Raw genomic sequence first — 16,972 nt, forward strand, 5'->3', positions numbered from 1 at the left:
AGAATGCAGGAAACTCTAATAATACGACTGCCTGCTTTTGGAACATCGGAAAGCATTCCCTGGTTGTTGTGGCATTCACAACAGCAGGAACTTATTGCAAGCGGCGAGCTGGAATCAACCGCTGAGCTGTCACAGTTAGCCGATAAAGCGGCCCGCAGTGAGGTGATAATTGCTATTCCGGGTCAAGACGTTTTCTTAACCCAGGTGACCCTACCAGCGGGTAGTAAAAAGCATTTGGATAAAGTCATCCCTTATGCTTTAGAAGAGGAGCTTGCGGCAGACATAGACACGTTGCATTTTGCCTGGCCTGAGACAAAAGCCTCGACCGTACCTGTAGCTGTTGTAGAGAAAGCCCATATGCAGCAGTGGTTGGGTATTCTGTCAGAATCAGGAATTGAGTCCAACCGTTGGTTGCCTGATACTTTCCTACTGCCGACCCACGATAACGAATGGCACGCTATTGAGCTTGGTCACAGCGTGTTGGTCAGAACGTCGACCTGGCAAGGTTTCGCCGTGGAGCAAGCAGCGTTCTCTGAACTTGCGCCTATTCTAAGCAGTGAGTATGACTCGCCGGAAAAAATTGTTCACTATGGGCCGTTGGATTGGCCTCAGCCTCCTACCGTATTAGAGTCGGCTGACATTGAAGTTCCCATGACAATTGCTGTGGCAGCGCTGCAAAGCAACGCCGAAATTAACCTTCGGCAAGGCGCTTTCCGAGCTAAGAAGCAGCGGCAGTCATCAAGCCTGCCCTGGAAGCCGCTGGCAATAGCTGCCAGCGTATTATTTGTGTTGGCCGTTGCGCTAAACGGCATAAAATACTGGCAACTGGAGCAGCAGCGCGCTTCGTTACAAGCAAAGTCTGAGCAGCTTTACCGTGATGCTTTTCCAAACGAAACCCGTATTGTCAATTTAAGAGCACAGTTGCAGCAAAAAATCGATAGAGCTGGCGGCTCTGGAGGCTCAGACCGTTCCGTTTTAGCTGCTCTCGACAGCTTGCAGCCTGCATTTCAGGCCGAGCCGTCGGTTAAGCTTGAGTTGCTGCGTTTTCAAAATAATGAGTTAAGGCTACAAGCAACGGCGGACAGCTTTTCACAGTTAGAAGCTTTTCAGCGAGCGGCTCAAAATAACGGCGTGGCGATAGAAGCAGGCTCTATGAATAATCGCGGAGATCAGGTGTCGGGTGCATTGACTATTGAGCTTCAGGGGTAACGTTATGGACAAATTGAAAGCTATTTTTGAACCTTACCGACAGCTTGCGTATAACCGTTGGCAGCAATTTAACCGTCGCGAGCAGCGCCTGCTAAGCGCTTTAGCAATTGTTGTGGGTGCGGCGTTTTTGTACTTCGTTATTTGGTTGCCGAGTGCGCAAGCGGTTGCTCAGGCCGAGACTCAGTTGGCTGCGCAGCAGAATCAGTATCAATGGGTACAGCAGGCTATCGCTCGTTATAAAAGCCTGGAGGGTAAAGCGTCAACCAACTCGACAGTGAAGGGGTCGTTAAGCCAACGTATTAATCAGGCAGCGGCACAATATGATATTGAGCTGGCGCGCATTCAGCCTCAGGGGGAAGAGTATTTGGTGACTGTTGATACCGTACCATTTAACCAGTTGCTTCAGTTTATGAATGCACTGGAAAGTGACTTTGGTTTGCAGCTAACTGGCGCTGATATTGCGCGTTTGGAGCAGCCCGGTAACGTCCGTTTAAGAAAACTATTGGTGAAAGACGTCTCATGAAATTAAAGCGCTGGTTGCCTTGGTTAATTTTGGTGTATTTAGTCACTATGCTGGTGCTATTGCCCGCGCGTGTTGTTTATTGGCTGCCATTGCCTAATAACGTCCAGTTGTCACAAGTGTCCGGAAGCTTATGGCAGGGGCAGGCCGGGCAGGTGGTTGTAGACGGTAATGTCATTAATGACCTGCGTTGGGACTGGCAGGTGTCATCCATTTTCCTGGGTGAGCTGGTTGTTGATGTGGATGTACCAAAACAGAATAATCCATTTTCGCTGCAGGGACGTTTATTAGCTAGTTCGACCCGTGTTGGGGCGCAGAATATTAAGGCGAGTGGCAGTTTAGCCGCGCTACTTGAAATGGCCCAAACCAGACTACCACTGCAAACAAAAGGTCGCTGGGAACTTGATGTGAGCGAGTATGTAGTGACCGCGCCGGGCCCTGTTCGTTGGTGCGACAATCTTGTTGGCAATGCCAGCGGGGACAATATACAGGTGCTGGTCAACGGACAGTGGCAGTCGCTGGGTAGCTTTCCCGTAGAGCTGGGTTGCCATGATAATAACTCTGTTGCGTTAATCATGAGAGGCGACAACGACTTGAGTTTGGAAGTGGATGCCAGTATTAACAGCCAGGATATTCAAGCGTCAGGTACGGTTAAGCCAACACCGCGAACGCCGGAAGGTCTGGCAAAGCTTATTCAATATATGGGGCAGCCAGATGCGCAGGGACGTTATTCGTTCCGCCTGTGAAGTTATTTGCGAGGCGTCGCAATAAGCGTTACTTTTAAAGAATACTCATTCAGCTTTTGTTAAATAAGGACGTGTTATGGACAGTATTGTTCAGTGGATAAATGACAATCAGAATATGCTTATCGAGTTTTCGATTAAGTTCATTATCGCGATTGCCATTTTAATTATTGGTAAATTAGTCGCGAATGGCGTGACACGAGTGATGTCGCGAGGCATGAAAAAGCGTGAAGTAGACGGCGCGGTTATCAGTTTTGTGAGCGCAATTGTAAAAGCGGTTATCTTCATTGCGGCTATAATGATGGCACTGTCACACGTCGGTGTTGAAACCACTTCCTTTATTGCGATTCTAGGTGCCGCCGGTTTGGCTATTGGCCTTGCGCTGCAGGGTTCACTATCAAATATTGCGTCGGGCGTATTGCTCATTATGTTTCGTCCGTTCCGTGCTGGCGAGTACGTTGATGCCGGTGGCGTATCCGGTACGGTCGAGCAAATTAATATTTTCCAAACCATTTTAAAAACACCGGATCGTAAAATTGTCTTCGTACCGAATTCGGAGATTATTGGCGGCCCCATTACTAACTATAACCGCGAAGAGTTGCGCCGTATCGATTTGGTTATTGGCGTGAGCTATAGCGCCAACTTGCAGAAAACCAAGCAAGTATTAATGGACGTTATTACCAATGACGAGCGAGTGCTAAAAGATCCAGAGCCAGTGGTTACGGTGACAAATTTGGGTAACTCTTCTGTCGACTTTAACGTGCGCCCGTGGGTCAAAAACGAAGATTACTGGCCAACCCGTTGGGATTTACTGGAGCGCATTAAAGATCGCTTAGACGAGGAAGGCATTGGTATTCCATTCCCACAAATGGATGTGCATTTGAAAAAAGACGACGCATAAGAGCACGCGTTGTTTTATTCGCTTTAAAAAGCCACCGGTCGGTGGCTTTTCTTTTTTCTGGGGGTTAAACCGCTAAAGCTTGTTCTATATCAGCAATAATATCGCTAATGTGTTCAATGCCGACACACAAGCGAATGGCTTCGGGTTTCACACCAACCGCCACTTGCTCTTGTTCTGACAGCTGTCGGTGAGTAGTAGACGCCGGATGACAGGCCAGAGACTTAGCGTCACCGATATTAACTAACCGTTTAAACAAGCCAAGCTTGTCGTAAAACCGAACGCCGGCCTCGTAGCCGCCTTTTATACCAAAGGTCAATAATGAAGCTGGCAGCCCTCCGGAGATGTATTTATTGGCAAGTTCATAATGTGGGTGCTGCGCCAGACCGGCATAGTTAACCCAGTCGACATTCGGATGTTGCAGCAGATAGTCGGCCACTGCTTTTGCGTTCTCGCAGTGTCGCTCAATACGCAAAGCCAGAGTTTCCAGCCCCTGTAACAATAAAAAGGCATTAAATGGCGACAAACAGGCACCGGTGTTGCGCAAAGCGACGGTTCTCACTCGCGCGATAAACGCAGCCGGCCCAAAGGCGTCAGTATAAATCACACCGTGATAAGCAGGCTCGGGGTGACTGAATTGAGGAAACCGTTCTTTGTGAGCCAGCCAGTCAAAGCGCCCGGAGTCAACAATAAGTCCACCGATGGAATTACCATGCCCGCCAATGTATTTCGTCAACGAGTGGATGACAATGTCAGCGCCGTGTTTAATGGGCTTGCATAGAATCGGCGTGGCGACAGTGTTATCAACAACCAGGGGGATACCATGACCATGCGCTACGCCTGCTAATGCTTCTAAGTCGGCAATGTTGCCCGCAGGGTTACCAATACTTTCGCAATACACCGCTTTGGTTCGCTCATCAATGAGTGCGTCAATGTCTTTCGCATTGTCTGATTCGGCAAAGCGGACCTCGATACCCAGCGACGGTAGCATATGACGAAACAGCGTATAGGTACCTCCGTAAAGCTGCGGGGCGGTAACAATGTTGTCGCCCTGGCTGGCCAGAGTAATGAGCGTGTATTCAATAGCCGCCATGCCTGACGCGACCGCCAACCCGGCAACACCACCTTCAAGCGCGGCAACCCGCTTTTCGAGCACATCATTAGTCGGGTTCATAATGCGTGAGTAGATATTGCCTTCAACCGCCAAGTCGAAGAGATCGGCCCCGTGCTGCGCGCTATCGAACTCGTACGATGCCGTTTGATAAATCGGCGTAGCTACTGACTTGGTGGTTGGGTCGGTGTCGTAGCCATGATGAATGGATAAGGTTTCGTCTTTCATGTGGTCTCCAAATGCGTTTCAAATAAAAAATGTTTTAACGACGTGCCGTACTCAGGCACGTTTTTAATAAATCCGTCGTGGCCGTATTCACTTTCAACCGACACACGTGACGTACAGCTAGGTAGCAAGGCTTCAAGTTCAGCCACTAAACTGGGTGGCGCAATGGCGTCGCTGGTGAAACCGACCAGATGCACGGGCGTCTCAATGAGCTCTGGGTTGATGCTGTATTCGTTCAACACGGGTGTGAGATGAGTGAACAGGCTGCGTGAGCTGTTACCGTTTTCTTTAAGCAGTCGTTCACCTTTATAAAGTAGGTACTCGAAAGCGTCATCGCTGCTACTAAAGCGCGATTCAAACTCTTCCGCACTGCGGTAGCTGAGCATGGCCAGTGCTCTGGCTAATACAATACCCAATTGTGAATCGTTGCAGCGTTGTATGAGCGCTTGTTGGAAATAACGCAATAAAGACGAGTGCACCGATGGTTTATGAGCCGCTCCAATAACGCTTAGCCGCTCAAGCGACTCTGGGTTATCCAGTGCGTACTGGAGGCCTAAAACACCTCCGAATGAGCCGCCAATCCAGCCGTGCAGAGACTCGTCCGGCAATACCGCTTGCAATGCGTGATGAATAGCATTGCTGTTTTCTCGTACGGACAGCGGAGTGTCGGGACAATCAGAGCCGCCTAACCCGCCGAAGTAGTCAAAGCTAATAAATTGGTAATCGTCAGTGTCTGCGAAGAGCCGATGCAGCGATTGCCACCAACCATCGCCGGACGGTGTCCAAAGCTTTCCGGTTGCGCTGATACCGCCCTGTACAACAATAGCCGGGGCATCGGGAAAGCCATAACGGTAGCCTTTTAAACGACCATAAGGTGTTTGAGCATGAAATGAACGAGCGATAGGAAGAACCATAGCGGCCTCCGTTAATTCAAAAAAAACAATACAGCGACAATAATAAACAGATATAAAGCCGTCAAGACATTTAGACGTCTAAATGTAAAATTATTATTTTGCATTCTGTGCTAGTATCAGCGCATTGAATGGAGGTCGAATATGTCGATGGTTTACTCGGTCAGTCAGTTAAATGGTGAGATTCGGCAATTACTTGAGCAGGGTTTCCGCCAAATAAGCCTGGTAGGCGAAATTTCAAATTTTGCGGCGCCGGGTTCTGGGCATTGGTATTTCACGCTGAAAGATGAACGTTCACAGGTGCGCTGTGCCATGTTTCGCGGGGCTAATCAGCGGGCGACTATGCGTCCACAAAATGGCTCTCAAGTTTTAGTGAAAGCAAAAGTGACCCTGTACGAGCCTCGCGGTGACTATCAGCTTATTGTCGAACACCTGGAAGACGCCGGACAGGGCTTACTGCAACAGCGTTACGAGCAGTTAAAAGCAAAACTCGGTGCTGAAGGCCTGTTTGCGTCAGACCGCAAACGACCGTTACCTGAACACATTCGCAAAGTTGGGGTGCTGACCTCACCAACCGGGGCGGCAATAAAAGACATATTAGCGGTGATGAAACGGCGAGACCCCAGCGTCGAAGTGATTATCTACCCCACTTCGGTTCAGGGAGAAGCTGCCGTTGGTCAGCTGCAGTCTATGGCTCAAACGGCTTTTGAACGGAATGAAGTCGATGTGCTGCTGGTATCGCGAGGTGGTGGCTCTCTTGAAGACCTTTGGTGTTTTAATGATGAAGGCTTTGCTCGACTGCTTGCGACCGCGCCAATGCCAATTATTAGTGCGGTGGGTCACGAAATTGACTTTACCATAGCTGACTTTGTGGCAGATGTCCGTGCGCCAACACCATCTGCCGCAGCAGAGTTGGTCACTCAAGATCAGCAACAACAGTTGCAGCGGGCGCAAACCCTGATGCAGCGGTTGCAACGGGCTCAGCTCAGGCATGTCCAGCGCCTTAAGCAGCAGTGGCAATTTCTGCAAACCCGATTGCAACAGCAACACCCACAACGATTGTTGCAACAGCAGTCGCAACTGGCAGACGAATTGCAGGCACGAGCGAGCCGGGCACTGACTCAGCAGCTGATGCGTCAGCGTCAGCAGCACACGCACCTCAGCGGGCGTTTAAAAGCCGTACACCCGGAAAAACGGTTGGCACAGCACCAACAGCAGCTGACAACGCTTCAGCAACGTTTGCCACAAGCCATGACGCGTTTACTGAAAGACAAAACGGCTCGGCAGGGGCAGTTGATGCAGGCACTGAATTTGGTGAGTCCACTGAATACGCTGGAACGGGGTTATGCCATTGTTCGTAAAGACAATGGCACGGTGGTGCGCCGGGCCGATGATGTTGCCAGCGGCGAACAAGTGGGTGTGCTCCTGGCCGACAGTTCATTCACGGCGAGGCGCAATTAAATTGCGGTTCGTTGTCATATCACTGACATTAAGTGCTTGATATAATCAGGCCATACAAAGAGCGTTACAGAACCAGACGGAGTTGTTGTATGAAAAAAACATTAACGGCCGCAGCTATCGGGCTTGCAATGAGTGCATCAAGTGCAGTAGCTGAAGAGCAGAAACCCAATATTATTTATGTGATTGGCGACGGTATGGGCTTCGAGTTCATCAGTGCTTACCGCTATGCCATGTCAGACTTAGACACCAAAGAGATTGCAGAAACGCAGTTTGATCACTATCTCACCGGAGCCGCAACGACCTACCCTGAAGACGATACCTGGGTAACCGATTCGGCTGCGGGCGCGACGGCATTAGCGACAGGCGAAAAGTCGTATAACGGTGCTATCGGCGTGGATAACGATAAAACGTCCTTAAAAACGGTCATGGAATACGCTAAAAATAGTGGTTATATGACAGGATCTGTGTCGACTTCACAAATTAACCATGCGACACCGGCGTCATTTTTCTCTCATCATCCCTCGCGCTATGAATACAATCAAATTGCTGACTTAATGGCGCAGCAGTACATAGAAGACGAAGCGTCTTATGATGTCGTGCTCGGCGGCGGTCAGCAGTATTTTATTCGCGACGACAAGAATTGGGTCGAATTGCTCGAGCAACATGGCCTGAAGGTGGTTCAGGACATGCAAATGTTAGATCAAGTGGAGCAGGCGCCGGTCATGGGCTTGTTCGCACCAAAAGGTCTGCCGCATGCAATTGATGAAGGCAAAGGCTCGTTGGCTCAAATGACCAGCAATGCATTGCGTTTATTGTCAGGTGACGACAAGCCGTTTGCGCTGATGATTGAAGGCAGTCAAATTGACTGGTGTGGCCATGCTAACGATATTGCCTGTGCTGTGCATGAGATGGACTCGCTCAATAAAGCGTTATCGGTTGTCGCTGATTTTATGCAAGACAACCCTAATACGTTATTAGTGATGACGGCAGACCACTCAACTGGAGGGTTAACCCTTGGACGCGATGGTGAGTACGCATGGTATTCCGATCGGGTCATGTCCATTGAAAGCTCTATTGCGACAATGCGCAATGAACTGTTGAATATGGACGCCGAGCAGTGGCCTGAGTATGTGGCTGACAAAGTGAATTTTGAACTGACTCAAGACTATATCGACGAGCTGGCGCTGGCTGCTGAGCAAGAAGGTAAAGAGCGAGAAGACGCCATCCACGATGCGCTGGTTTATATTACGGGTGATATTACCGGTACAGGTTGGACAACAAGTGGCCATACGGCTGTTGATGTTCCTGTGTTTGCTAAAGGACCTTATGCGGAAGGTTTTCGTGGGTACATGAATAATACGGATATTGGCAAGCGGCTTATTGAGATTGTGAAGTAAACGCTGTCTGATTAGAGAGTATCCAAACAGAAAAAACGCCGGTAACCCATTGTGGTTACCGGCGTTTTTGGTTGGGAATATCGTTTAAAACTTGTACATCGCCATCAGTTGTAGACGGTTTAAGTCGCCGTCAACATTGGCTTCGGTTTCACGATTGGCTTGTGAAATTTCTGCGCCAAAGGTCAGGTTTGAAGCCGGTGAATACATGAGGTTAAACGCCAGGCGTTGTGTGTACTCAGTCATGTCGCCAGCAAGAGCCAGTAATTCTCCATCGTTGTCAGCCCAGCCTCGTGAATAAACAACATTTGAACGCAGTTTCTCAGTCCAGAAATGGCGGTACGCAAATGAGATACCGGTTGAGTCAATGGCTTCTAATTCGCCGTTAGCATCGATATAGGCGCCGTTCCAGGTGTTAAGACCTAAGTAGCGGCCTAAACCCGAGCCGGTGGTAATGGATGCACGAATGTCATCCATGCCAAAGGTGTATTTAGCACCAAGGCTCACACCGTAACCGAAAGTCGTTTCGTCATCACCTGTTTGTGTCACGTCATAAGTCAGCTGGCGCAACAGTGCAGAGGCCTGCCAGGTCAAGTTGTCAGACTTACCCGTGTATTTAAAGGTGACGTCTGGCATAAAGCCATCGCTGGAAACGATGCGACCGCCACCAGCGGGAGTTACTGTGGTTTCAGGGTTTTCAATTGAGGCGCTAAAGCCACCAGAGGTATAGCGAATTTGTGCCTGACGGTTAAAGACAATACCGTCAGTGATACCGATGAAGTCGACTGACTCTGCCAGAATGTTTAAGTCCTGGAAGTTTGACCAGGTTTGACCGAATGTCCAGTTACCGTATTTAAGAAAAGCGTGACGTAGGCGCGGGTTGTAGGAGTTAGAAATACGTTGGTCGCCGTCAGGCGTCAACATAAAGTCCATCTCTATATGACCAGTAATAGTTTCGCCATTATCAAGTTCTGTTTTATTGGTTATAAAAAAGCGAGACTGGCGGGCGTGAAAGTCAGTAGCCATGTCGTCACCTTCACTACCGACTGGAGTTAAGCTGGGTATATACTGTTGACGTGCGATGCTACCACTGCTTGGCGCAGAGCCATCCGCATAATCCGATACCATCATATCGAGCTTTACAAAACCACCAAAGTCAAACTCTGAACTTTGAGCTTGCGCACCAAAGCTTGCCACACCAAGTACAGCCGCTGCTGCCGCTGTAAACTTAAACTTGTTTGTTGTACTTGAGGCCATCGTGTGTTCTCCCATGTCAGCCAAGTTTTATTGGTTCTTATTTGATATTAACGAAAAAATATTGCCGTTAAGTGTCGTTAATTGGTCAATTTTTATCAATCTAGACTATGGTCTAATAGTGTTTAACTCGCGTAAAACGTACAACAGTTACCATCTTGCGAATAAGGAGGAAGAGGTAATGTCGCAACTGTATCCAGTTCCAGACCATGTAAAATCAAAAGCTAAAATCGACAATGACGGTTATAAAAAGCTGTACCAGCAGTCCATTGATGATCCCGAAGGCTTTTGGAGTGAACACGGAAAGCGCATTACTTGGTTCACACCCTATAACAAAGTCAAAAATACAACGTTTGAGCCGGGTAAAGTCAGCATCAAATGGTACGAGGACGGCACTTTAAACGCTTGTTATAACTGTGTCGACCGCCACCTTGCCGATAAAGCGGATAAAACAGCGATTATCTGGGAAGGCGACGACCCTAGTGTAGACAAACACATCACCTACCGCGAGTTACATAAAGAGGTATCTCGTTTTGCTAATGGCCTGAAAAAATTAGGTATTGGTAAAGGTGACCGTGTCGCTATTTATATGCCGATGGTGCCGGAAGCGGCATACGCTATGTTAGCTTGTGCGCGTATTGGTGCGGTTCATTCCGTTATCTTTGGCGGTTTCTCACCAAATGCTATTGCCGACCGCATTAACGACTGTCAGGCTAAAGCTATAATTACCGCCGACGAAGGTCGTCGTGGCGGCAGCACTATTGGTTTGAAAGCCAATGTGGATAAAGCCTTATCCGATGGTGCTTGCCCTTCATTAGAGCACAGCATTGTATGCCGTGTTACCGAAGGTGACGTTGAATGGACAGAAGGCCGTGACGTTTGGTGGCATGAGTTGATTGGTGATGTCAGCGATGAATGCCAGGCAGAAGTGATGAACGCCGAAGACCCGCTGTTCATTCTTTACACGTCCGGCTCGACCGGAAAGCCGAAAGGGGTTGTGCATACTACCGGTGGTTACATGGTGTATGCGTCAATGACGCATGAGTATGTCTTCGACTATCACGATGACGATGTTTACTGGTGTGCAGCCGATGTCGGCTGGATTACTGGTCACTCTTATATTGTGTATGGCCCGCTGGCTAACGGTGCAACCACATTGATGTTTGAAGGGGTGCCAACGTACCCTGGTGTTGGTCGTATTGGTGAAATAGTTGATAAACACAAGGTCAATATTCTTTATACCGCGCCAACCGCTATTCGCGCATTAATGGCTAAAGGTGATGAGGCGGCGAAAACATCGACCCGTGAAAGTCTGCGTATTTTAGGTAGTGTCGGTGAGCCGATAAACCCGGAAGCCTGGGAGTGGTATCACCGCGCTATTGGTAATGGCAAATGCCCAATCATGGATACCTGGTGGCAGACCGAAAACGGCGGTATTTTGATTACTCCGTTACCGGGCGCAACTGACCTGAAACCGGGCTCTGCCACACGCCCTTTCTTCGGCATTCAACCTGCATTAGTCGATAGTGAAGGGAATGTGCAAGAGGGTGAAGCCGAAGGTGGCTTGGTGATTAATGACTCATGGCCGGGTCAAATGCGGACGCTGTGGGGTGACCACGAGCGTTTTGAGCAAACCTATTTCTCAACCTTCAAAAACCGTTACTTCAGCGGCGATGGTGCTCGTCGTGATGCCGATGGTTACTACTGGATAACCGGTCGTATGGACGATGTTCTGAACGTGTCCGGACACCGTTTAGGAACCGCTGAAATCGAAAGTGCATTGGTCGCGCATAAGTCGGTGGCCGAAGCGGCGGTTGTTGGTTACCCGCATGACTTAAAAGGTCAGGGCATTTATGTCTATATTACGCCAGTTGAAGGTGTGGAAGTGACGGAAGAACTGACCAAAGAGGTTCGTAACTGGGTACGCTCTGAGCTTAGCCCAATTGCAACGCCTGACCTGATTCACTGGACAACGGGCTTGCCGAAAACCCGCTCAGGTAAAATCATGCGTCGTATTCTGCGTAAGATTGCTGCCAACGAGTATGAGAATTTGGGGGACACCTCTACGCTTGCTGATCCAAGTGTGGTAGATTCATTGATAGAAAACAGAATGAATAAATAATGTCACTTAATTTGGAATCTCATGGCGAAATTTTTAATCGCAGATGACCACCCATTGTTTCGCGAGGCGCTGCAAGGCGCTCTCGCGAATCACTTTTCTGAACTTACCCTACGCGAAGCCGAAGATTTAGATTCGACATTAGCCGCGCTAAACAAGGATGATGACGTCGATTTATTGTTACTCGACTTACATATGCCGGGCAGTGGCGATTTATATGGTCTTATTCGGGTGCGCGAAGATTATCCGTTATTACCTGTTGCTATCATTTCCGGCAGTGAGGAGGCTTCCATTGTCGCTAAATGCATTGGTTTTGGGGCGCTTGGTTTTATTCCTAAGTCATTGCCGTCAGCGGAAATAGCCGAAGCAATAGACACCATATTGCAAGGTGAAACCTGGGTGCCTAAAGAGTCGCGTGAACGTTTGGACGTGATTTCTGACGAAGATCAGGAGCTGGCACGTAAAGTCTCTGAACTAACACCGCAGCAATATCGAGTACTTCACTTTTTACATGAAGGCCTTCTGAATAAACAAATCGCTTATCAGTTAAGTATTACTGAAGCGACGGTTAAAGCCCACATCACGGCTATATTCCGTAAACTCGGAGTGTACAGCCGTACTCAAGCTGTACTGGTTGCTGAACGCTTACAGTTATGACTTGGTTGCTGGTATTCGCCTCTCTGGCGTATGTCATTTTTCTGTTTGCCGTAGCGACCTGGGGCGACCGTTTAGGCTCCTGGGCAAATAAAATCAGCCACAAGCCAATGGTTTATTCCATGTCATTGGCTATTTACTGCACCTCCTGGACTTACTACGGAGCGGTTGGTAATGCCGCTACCGAAGGCTGGGCGTTTTTCCCTATTTTATTGGGACCCATATTACTGTTTCTGTTTGGCATTCGGGTGCTCGAAAAGCTGGTGTCTGTCAGTAAGCAACAGAACATCACTTCAATTGCCGACTTTATTTCTTCTCGCTTTGGTAAGCGTCGGCGCTTAGCCGTTGCCGTTACTGCCATAGCGGCTACCGCCATTATTCCTTATATTGCGCTGCAGTTGAAAGCGGTGGGTGTCAGCTTTTCGGTGCTAACGGAAAGCACCGGTGTGATGGATGAGTTTTCTATAAAAGAACTGGGTGCTGCGGCGTTGATGGCGATATTTGCCATGCTTTTTGGAACACGTCATGTGGAAGTGACTGAATATCGTAGTGGTATGATTTTAGCCATTGCGGTTGAGTCGATGATAAAACTGGTGGCGTTAATGGCAGCAGCGGTATTTGCCTGGTCGCTACTTGCAGAAAGCTCTGGTCCGTCGCTGCTGAGTCAATTCACTTCGGTAACAGCGCCACAATGGTCTTTTGCGAAGTTTGGTGAGTTTGAGTTTATTGTTCAAACCTTGATGGCAGCTGGCGCTATTTTGTGTCTGCCCAGACAGTTCCACGTAGCGGTGGTTGATAACGTTGACACTCGGCATTTAAAAACCGCCCGCTGGGGATTTCCTGTTTATTTAAGTTTAACCGCCGCAGCGATTATTCCTATTGCTATTGCCGGAAGTTTTTTCATAGGCAACGGCGGAGACGGTTCAACCTTTTCATTACAGTTGCCGCTGCTTAAAGACCAGCTGTGGTTGTCGCTTATTATCTTTATAGGCGGTATTTCAGCGGCTACCGCGATGGTGATTATCGCGTCGGTGACACTAAGTACCATGATAACCAATGACGTTATCATGCCGATATTACTGCAACGCGATTCTAAGCTGCCGTTGCAGCAGCGCAAGCGGGAATATGATCGGGCGCTGCTGTTAATTCGTCGGGTCGCCATCGCAGTCACGATGGTGCTGTCGTTCTTTTGTTATTACTTCTGGGCGGCGAAGACCAATTTAGTGAGTATCGGTTTGCTGGCGTTCTCACTGGTATTGCAGTTGCTGCCTGCGTTACTGGGGGCATTATACTGGCGTAAAGGTCACGCTCGTGGTGTTTATGCTGGACTTGGCGCGGGGTCTATTGGTTGGGTACTGGCAGTGTTAATTCCGTTGTATTCTTACCCTGAGCTCACCGACGTTGAAATTATAACCCGGGGCACGGTTGTTTCCCTGGCGCTCAACGCCTTTAGTTTCATTGCATTTTCACTGTTAGCACGGCCCAGGCTGGTTGACCGGATTCAGGCAACCGCCTTTGTTAAACCCAAAGCAAAACTCCCCGAACAGCAACATTTGCACAAAGACTACAATGCTACTAACGCCGACATGATGCTGTTGCTGAAGACCTTTTTAGGCGGCCAGCGTGCGCAACAGCTTATGCAGTATTTTCAGCAGCCGGAAGAGAAAGATTTAGTTCCTGAGGAGCTGGCTGATAAGTCGTTTATTGGCTTTGTCGAGCGCGCGATAGCTGGCGTGTTAGGATCTGCCACGGCGCGTTCATTGGTTGATGCGGCACTGCGGGACAAACAGCTTAACTTAGAAGAAGTGGTGCACTTTTTTGACGACACCACGCAAGCCCTGCAAACTCAGCAATCGATACTGTTCAGCTCACTTGAAAATTTAGCGCAGGGCATTAGCGTAGTCGATGCCGAGCTTCGTTTGGTTGCCTGGAATAAACGCTATTTAGACTTGTTTGAGTATCCGGAAGGCATGGTGAAACCGGGGCAGCCTATTGCCACTCTCATTCGCTACAACGCAGAACGGGGCGAATGTGGTCCGGGCGACGTCGATGAGCTTGTTAATAAGCGTTTGCGGTATATGCAAATGGGGTCAGCGCACCGATTCATTCGTCGACGAGCCGACGGTCGTGTCATCGAAATGGTCGGGAACCCATTACCCACCGGGGGCTTTGTCACCAGTTTTACCGATATTACTTCGCACGTAGAGACACAGCAGGCGTTGGAAGACGCTAATATCGATCTTGAGCAGCGGGTGGATGTTCGTACACAGGAAATTCGTGAGATAAACCAAGAGTTAACCGCAGAAATTGATCGCCGTCGCGAGGTAGAAGAAGAGCTTAAAAAGGCGAAAGCGGAAGCCGAGGCAGCTAACGCGTCAAAAACTCGTTTTCTGGCGCTGGCCAGTCACGATATTTTGCAGCCGTTGAATGCCGCACGCTTGTACTTGTCCGCCATACATGAAAAAGAGCTGTCCGATAAAAACCAGCAGTTATTGGGTAAACTGGATACCGCACTTGGCTCTACTGAACACTTGCTTTCTACGCTGCTGTCGATAGCTAAAATGGACCAAGGCGCTTTACAGCCGAAGTTCCGGCACGTGCAATTAAGCTCGGTTCTGAACCCATTAATCGAAGAATACGCCATGCTGGCCGATCAGAAGCATCTGGATTTTAGGGCATTTTATGTTGACCGACCGGTATTCACTGACCCGACGTATTTACGTCGTATTGTGCAGAACTTCTTGTCTAATGCTATTAAATACACTCCTAAGGGAAGTGTCTTGCTCGGGGTCCGTAAAAAAGGCGGTGAACTGGAAATCTCGGTATGGGATACAGGACCTGGCATAGCCGCTCAGCAGCAAGACAAGGTATTTGACGCCTTCTATCGCATTCAAAACCAGAACGTCGAAGGCGTTGGACTTGGGTTGAGCGTCGCTCAGCGAATGGGCGAGCAGTTGGGCTGCGAGGTTAAGGTTACTTCTGTTGAGGGGAAAGGCTCGCGGTTTTCCGTTCGTGTGCCTCTGGGTAATAGCGCCCAAGTGGTGAACAAACCTAAACGTCAGCAGGAGGAAGGTCCGAATGCATCGTTGCGGTTGTTTGTGGTGGATGACGATCATGAAAATCTGAATGCCGTCAGTGCTCTGTTGAATAAATGGGAGTGCGAGGCGGTGACCGTGAATAGCTTCGCCAAAGCGGTAGATTACGCGAAAAGCCACCCTGAAGAAGTGCCACACGGCATACTGGTCGATTATCAATTGGGTGATGGCGATGGTTTGTCACTTGCTGAAGCGCTATGGGAGCAATGGCAACATAAAGTGCCTACTGCCTTGGTAACGGCAATGAGTGACGACGCGGTGAAGCAGTCGGCACGACAATTAGGCCTGCAGTTTTTACCAAAACCCGTAAAACCGGCTGCGTTAAAAGCGTTTTTGAAATATATTAGCATGCGAAAATAACCAGCAATATTACGAGGCCTCGCTTGAGGGATTTATCGAATTTACACACATTTCGCTTACCGGCACAGTGCTTTGATTTTGTTGAGATTACGCACACGGATGATTTGACCACGCTACAACCGCGAGAGCCCTGGTATTTGCTGGGGGAAGGCAGCAACACAGCGTTTATTGAAGACTTTCAGGGAACCATCATTCATAACGCCCTGAAAGGCATTCAGGTTGATGAGTTGCCTGAGTTTTTCCGGGTGACCGTTGCCGGTGGCGAAAACTGGCATGCGTTGGTTAGCGAACTTCGCTCAAAAGACATTAACGGTTTGGAAAACCTGGCGCTGATCCCTGGCTCTGTCGGAGCCGCACCTGTGCAAAATATTGGCGCTTATGGTGTTGAAGTATCGCAGTTCATTGAGCTGGTGACCGCATGGGACGTTGAAAAACGTCACTGGGCTTATTTTACGCCTTCGGACTGTGAGTTTGAATATCGCGACAGTATTTTCAAACAAACGCCGGGCCGCTGGTTTATCACCGAAGTCAGTTTTCTTTTGCCTAAAAAGTGGCAGCCGGTGACGCATTACGCACCGCTAAATGAACTGTCTGCGCCGGTGACTGCACAGGCTGTCTTTGACAAAGTGATTGAAACTCGCCAGCGGAAACTACCGGATCCCGCTGTGACACCCAATGCCGGCAGTTTCTTTAAAAACCCGGTGGTATCGATAGAGCACTTAAAAGCGCTAGAGGCTAAATTGCCCGGATTAGTGTCGTACCCTGTTTCTGACAGCTCAGTGAAGCTGGCGGCGGGGTGGCTTATCGACAAACTGGGTTTGAAATCATTGTCGGTGGGGGATGTTGGGGTCAACCCTCAACAGGCTTTGGTCTTAATTAATAGCGGACAAGCTCAGGGCTCTGATTTGGTGGCGTTAGCACAAGAAATTCAGGACAGAGTCTATGATGTAACGGGTGTCACACTTGAGCCGGAAGTTCGGCTGGTAGGCGCTCACGGACTAATCGATTTATGAACGCT

General features: G+C 49.1%; 13 protein-coding genes. 10 read left to right on the forward strand and 3 right to left on the reverse strand.

Features of this window, described 5'->3' with window-relative positions; translation table 11 throughout:
- The first annotated feature begins 3 nt into the window (after positions 1 to 3).
- The 4 genes from gspL to CWC33_RS08465 all read left to right on the forward strand — a co-directional run bounded on the left by gspL (position 4) and on the right by CWC33_RS08465 (position 3,373).
- Positions 4 to 1,209 carry a type II secretion system protein GspL gene (gspL, locus tag CWC33_RS08450; RefSeq protein ID WP_100691580.1) on the forward strand — a complete coding sequence of 402 codons (1,206 nt, stop codon included), beginning with the start codon at positions 4 to 6 and terminating at the stop codon, positions 1,207 to 1,209.
- Positions 1,210 to 1,213: 4 nt separating this feature from the next.
- The gene (gene gspM, locus CWC33_RS08455; protein ID WP_100691581.1) at positions 1,214 to 1,732 is read left to right on the forward strand and encodes a type II secretion system protein GspM; all 519 of its coding nucleotides are present in this window, start codon (positions 1,214 to 1,216) and stop codon (positions 1,730 to 1,732) included.
- Positions 1,729 to 2,475 (forward strand): type II secretion system protein N, encoded by a 747-nt coding sequence (locus CWC33_RS08460; protein WP_100691582.1) that lies wholly within the window; start codon positions 1,729 to 1,731, stop codon positions 2,473 to 2,475. The genes gspM and CWC33_RS08460 overlap by 4 nt, the downstream gene beginning before the upstream one ends.
- A 76-nt stretch (positions 2,476 to 2,551) precedes the next feature.
- Positions 2,552 to 3,373: a mechanosensitive ion channel domain-containing protein gene (locus tag CWC33_RS08465; RefSeq protein ID WP_100691583.1), complete on the forward strand. Its 822-nt coding sequence runs from the start codon at positions 2,552 to 2,554 to the stop codon at positions 3,371 to 3,373.
- 64 nt (positions 3,374 to 3,437) lie between these two features.
- Here CWC33_RS08465 and CWC33_RS08470 read toward each other — a convergent pair whose 3' ends face one another.
- Both CWC33_RS08470 and CWC33_RS08475 read right to left on the reverse strand, forming a co-directional pair.
- Positions 3,438 to 4,709 carry an O-acetylhomoserine aminocarboxypropyltransferase/cysteine synthase family protein gene (locus tag CWC33_RS08470; protein ID WP_100691584.1) on the reverse strand — a complete coding sequence of 424 codons (1,272 nt, stop codon included), beginning with the start codon at positions 4,707 to 4,709 and terminating at the stop codon, positions 3,438 to 3,440.
- Entirely contained in the window at positions 4,706 to 5,620 is a 915-nt protein-coding gene (locus CWC33_RS08475; RefSeq protein WP_100691585.1) for an alpha/beta fold hydrolase, read from the reverse strand. The genes CWC33_RS08470 and CWC33_RS08475 overlap by 4 nt, the downstream gene beginning before the upstream one ends.
- Positions 5,621 to 5,767: 147 nt before the next feature.
- Between CWC33_RS08475 and xseA the strand changes: the two genes are divergently transcribed.
- Entirely contained in the window at positions 5,768 to 7,078 is a 1,311-nt protein-coding gene (gene xseA, locus CWC33_RS08480) for an exodeoxyribonuclease VII large subunit (RefSeq protein ID WP_100692311.1), read from the forward strand.
- 89 nt (positions 7,079 to 7,167) lie between these two features.
- A complete protein-coding gene (locus tag CWC33_RS08485) occupies positions 7,168 to 8,475 on the forward strand; it encodes an alkaline phosphatase (RefSeq protein WP_100691586.1) in 1,308 nt (435 codons plus the stop codon).
- Positions 8,476 to 8,559: 84 nt separating this feature from the next.
- Here CWC33_RS08485 and CWC33_RS08490 read toward each other — a convergent pair whose 3' ends face one another.
- Positions 8,560 to 9,729 carry a DcaP family trimeric outer membrane transporter gene (locus tag CWC33_RS08490; protein ID WP_100691587.1) on the reverse strand — a complete coding sequence of 390 codons (1,170 nt, stop codon included), beginning with the start codon at positions 9,727 to 9,729 and terminating at the stop codon, positions 8,560 to 8,562.
- A gap of 178 nt (positions 9,730 to 9,907) precedes the next feature.
- On the opposite strand from CWC33_RS08490, the gene acs reads away from it, so the two are divergent.
- Genes acs through murB form a run of 4 tightly spaced genes read left to right on the forward strand, consistent with a single transcriptional unit; the run spans position 9,908 to position 16,967 of the window.
- Positions 9,908 to 11,848 (forward strand): acetate--CoA ligase, encoded by a 1,941-nt coding sequence (acs, locus tag CWC33_RS08495; protein ID WP_100692312.1) that lies wholly within the window; start codon positions 9,908 to 9,910, stop codon positions 11,846 to 11,848.
- 21 nt (positions 11,849 to 11,869) lie between these two features.
- Positions 11,870 to 12,502 (forward strand): response regulator transcription factor, encoded by a 633-nt coding sequence (locus CWC33_RS08500; RefSeq protein WP_100691588.1) that lies wholly within the window; start codon positions 11,870 to 11,872, stop codon positions 12,500 to 12,502.
- Positions 12,499 to 15,954: a hybrid sensor histidine kinase/response regulator gene (locus CWC33_RS08505; RefSeq protein ID WP_100691589.1), complete on the forward strand. Its 3,456-nt coding sequence runs from the start codon at positions 12,499 to 12,501 to the stop codon at positions 15,952 to 15,954. Before CWC33_RS08500 ends, CWC33_RS08505 begins: the two co-directional genes overlap by 4 nt.
- 23 nt (positions 15,955 to 15,977) lie before the next feature.
- Positions 15,978 to 16,967, forward strand: coding sequence for a UDP-N-acetylmuramate dehydrogenase (murB, locus tag CWC33_RS08510; protein ID WP_100691590.1), 990 nt, complete (start codon positions 15,978 to 15,980; stop codon positions 16,965 to 16,967).
- Positions 16,968 to 16,972 lie beyond the last annotated feature (5 nt).

Source organism: Idiomarina sp. X4, assembly GCF_002808045.1.
GTDB lineage: Bacteria > Pseudomonadota > Gammaproteobacteria > Enterobacterales > Alteromonadaceae > Idiomarina.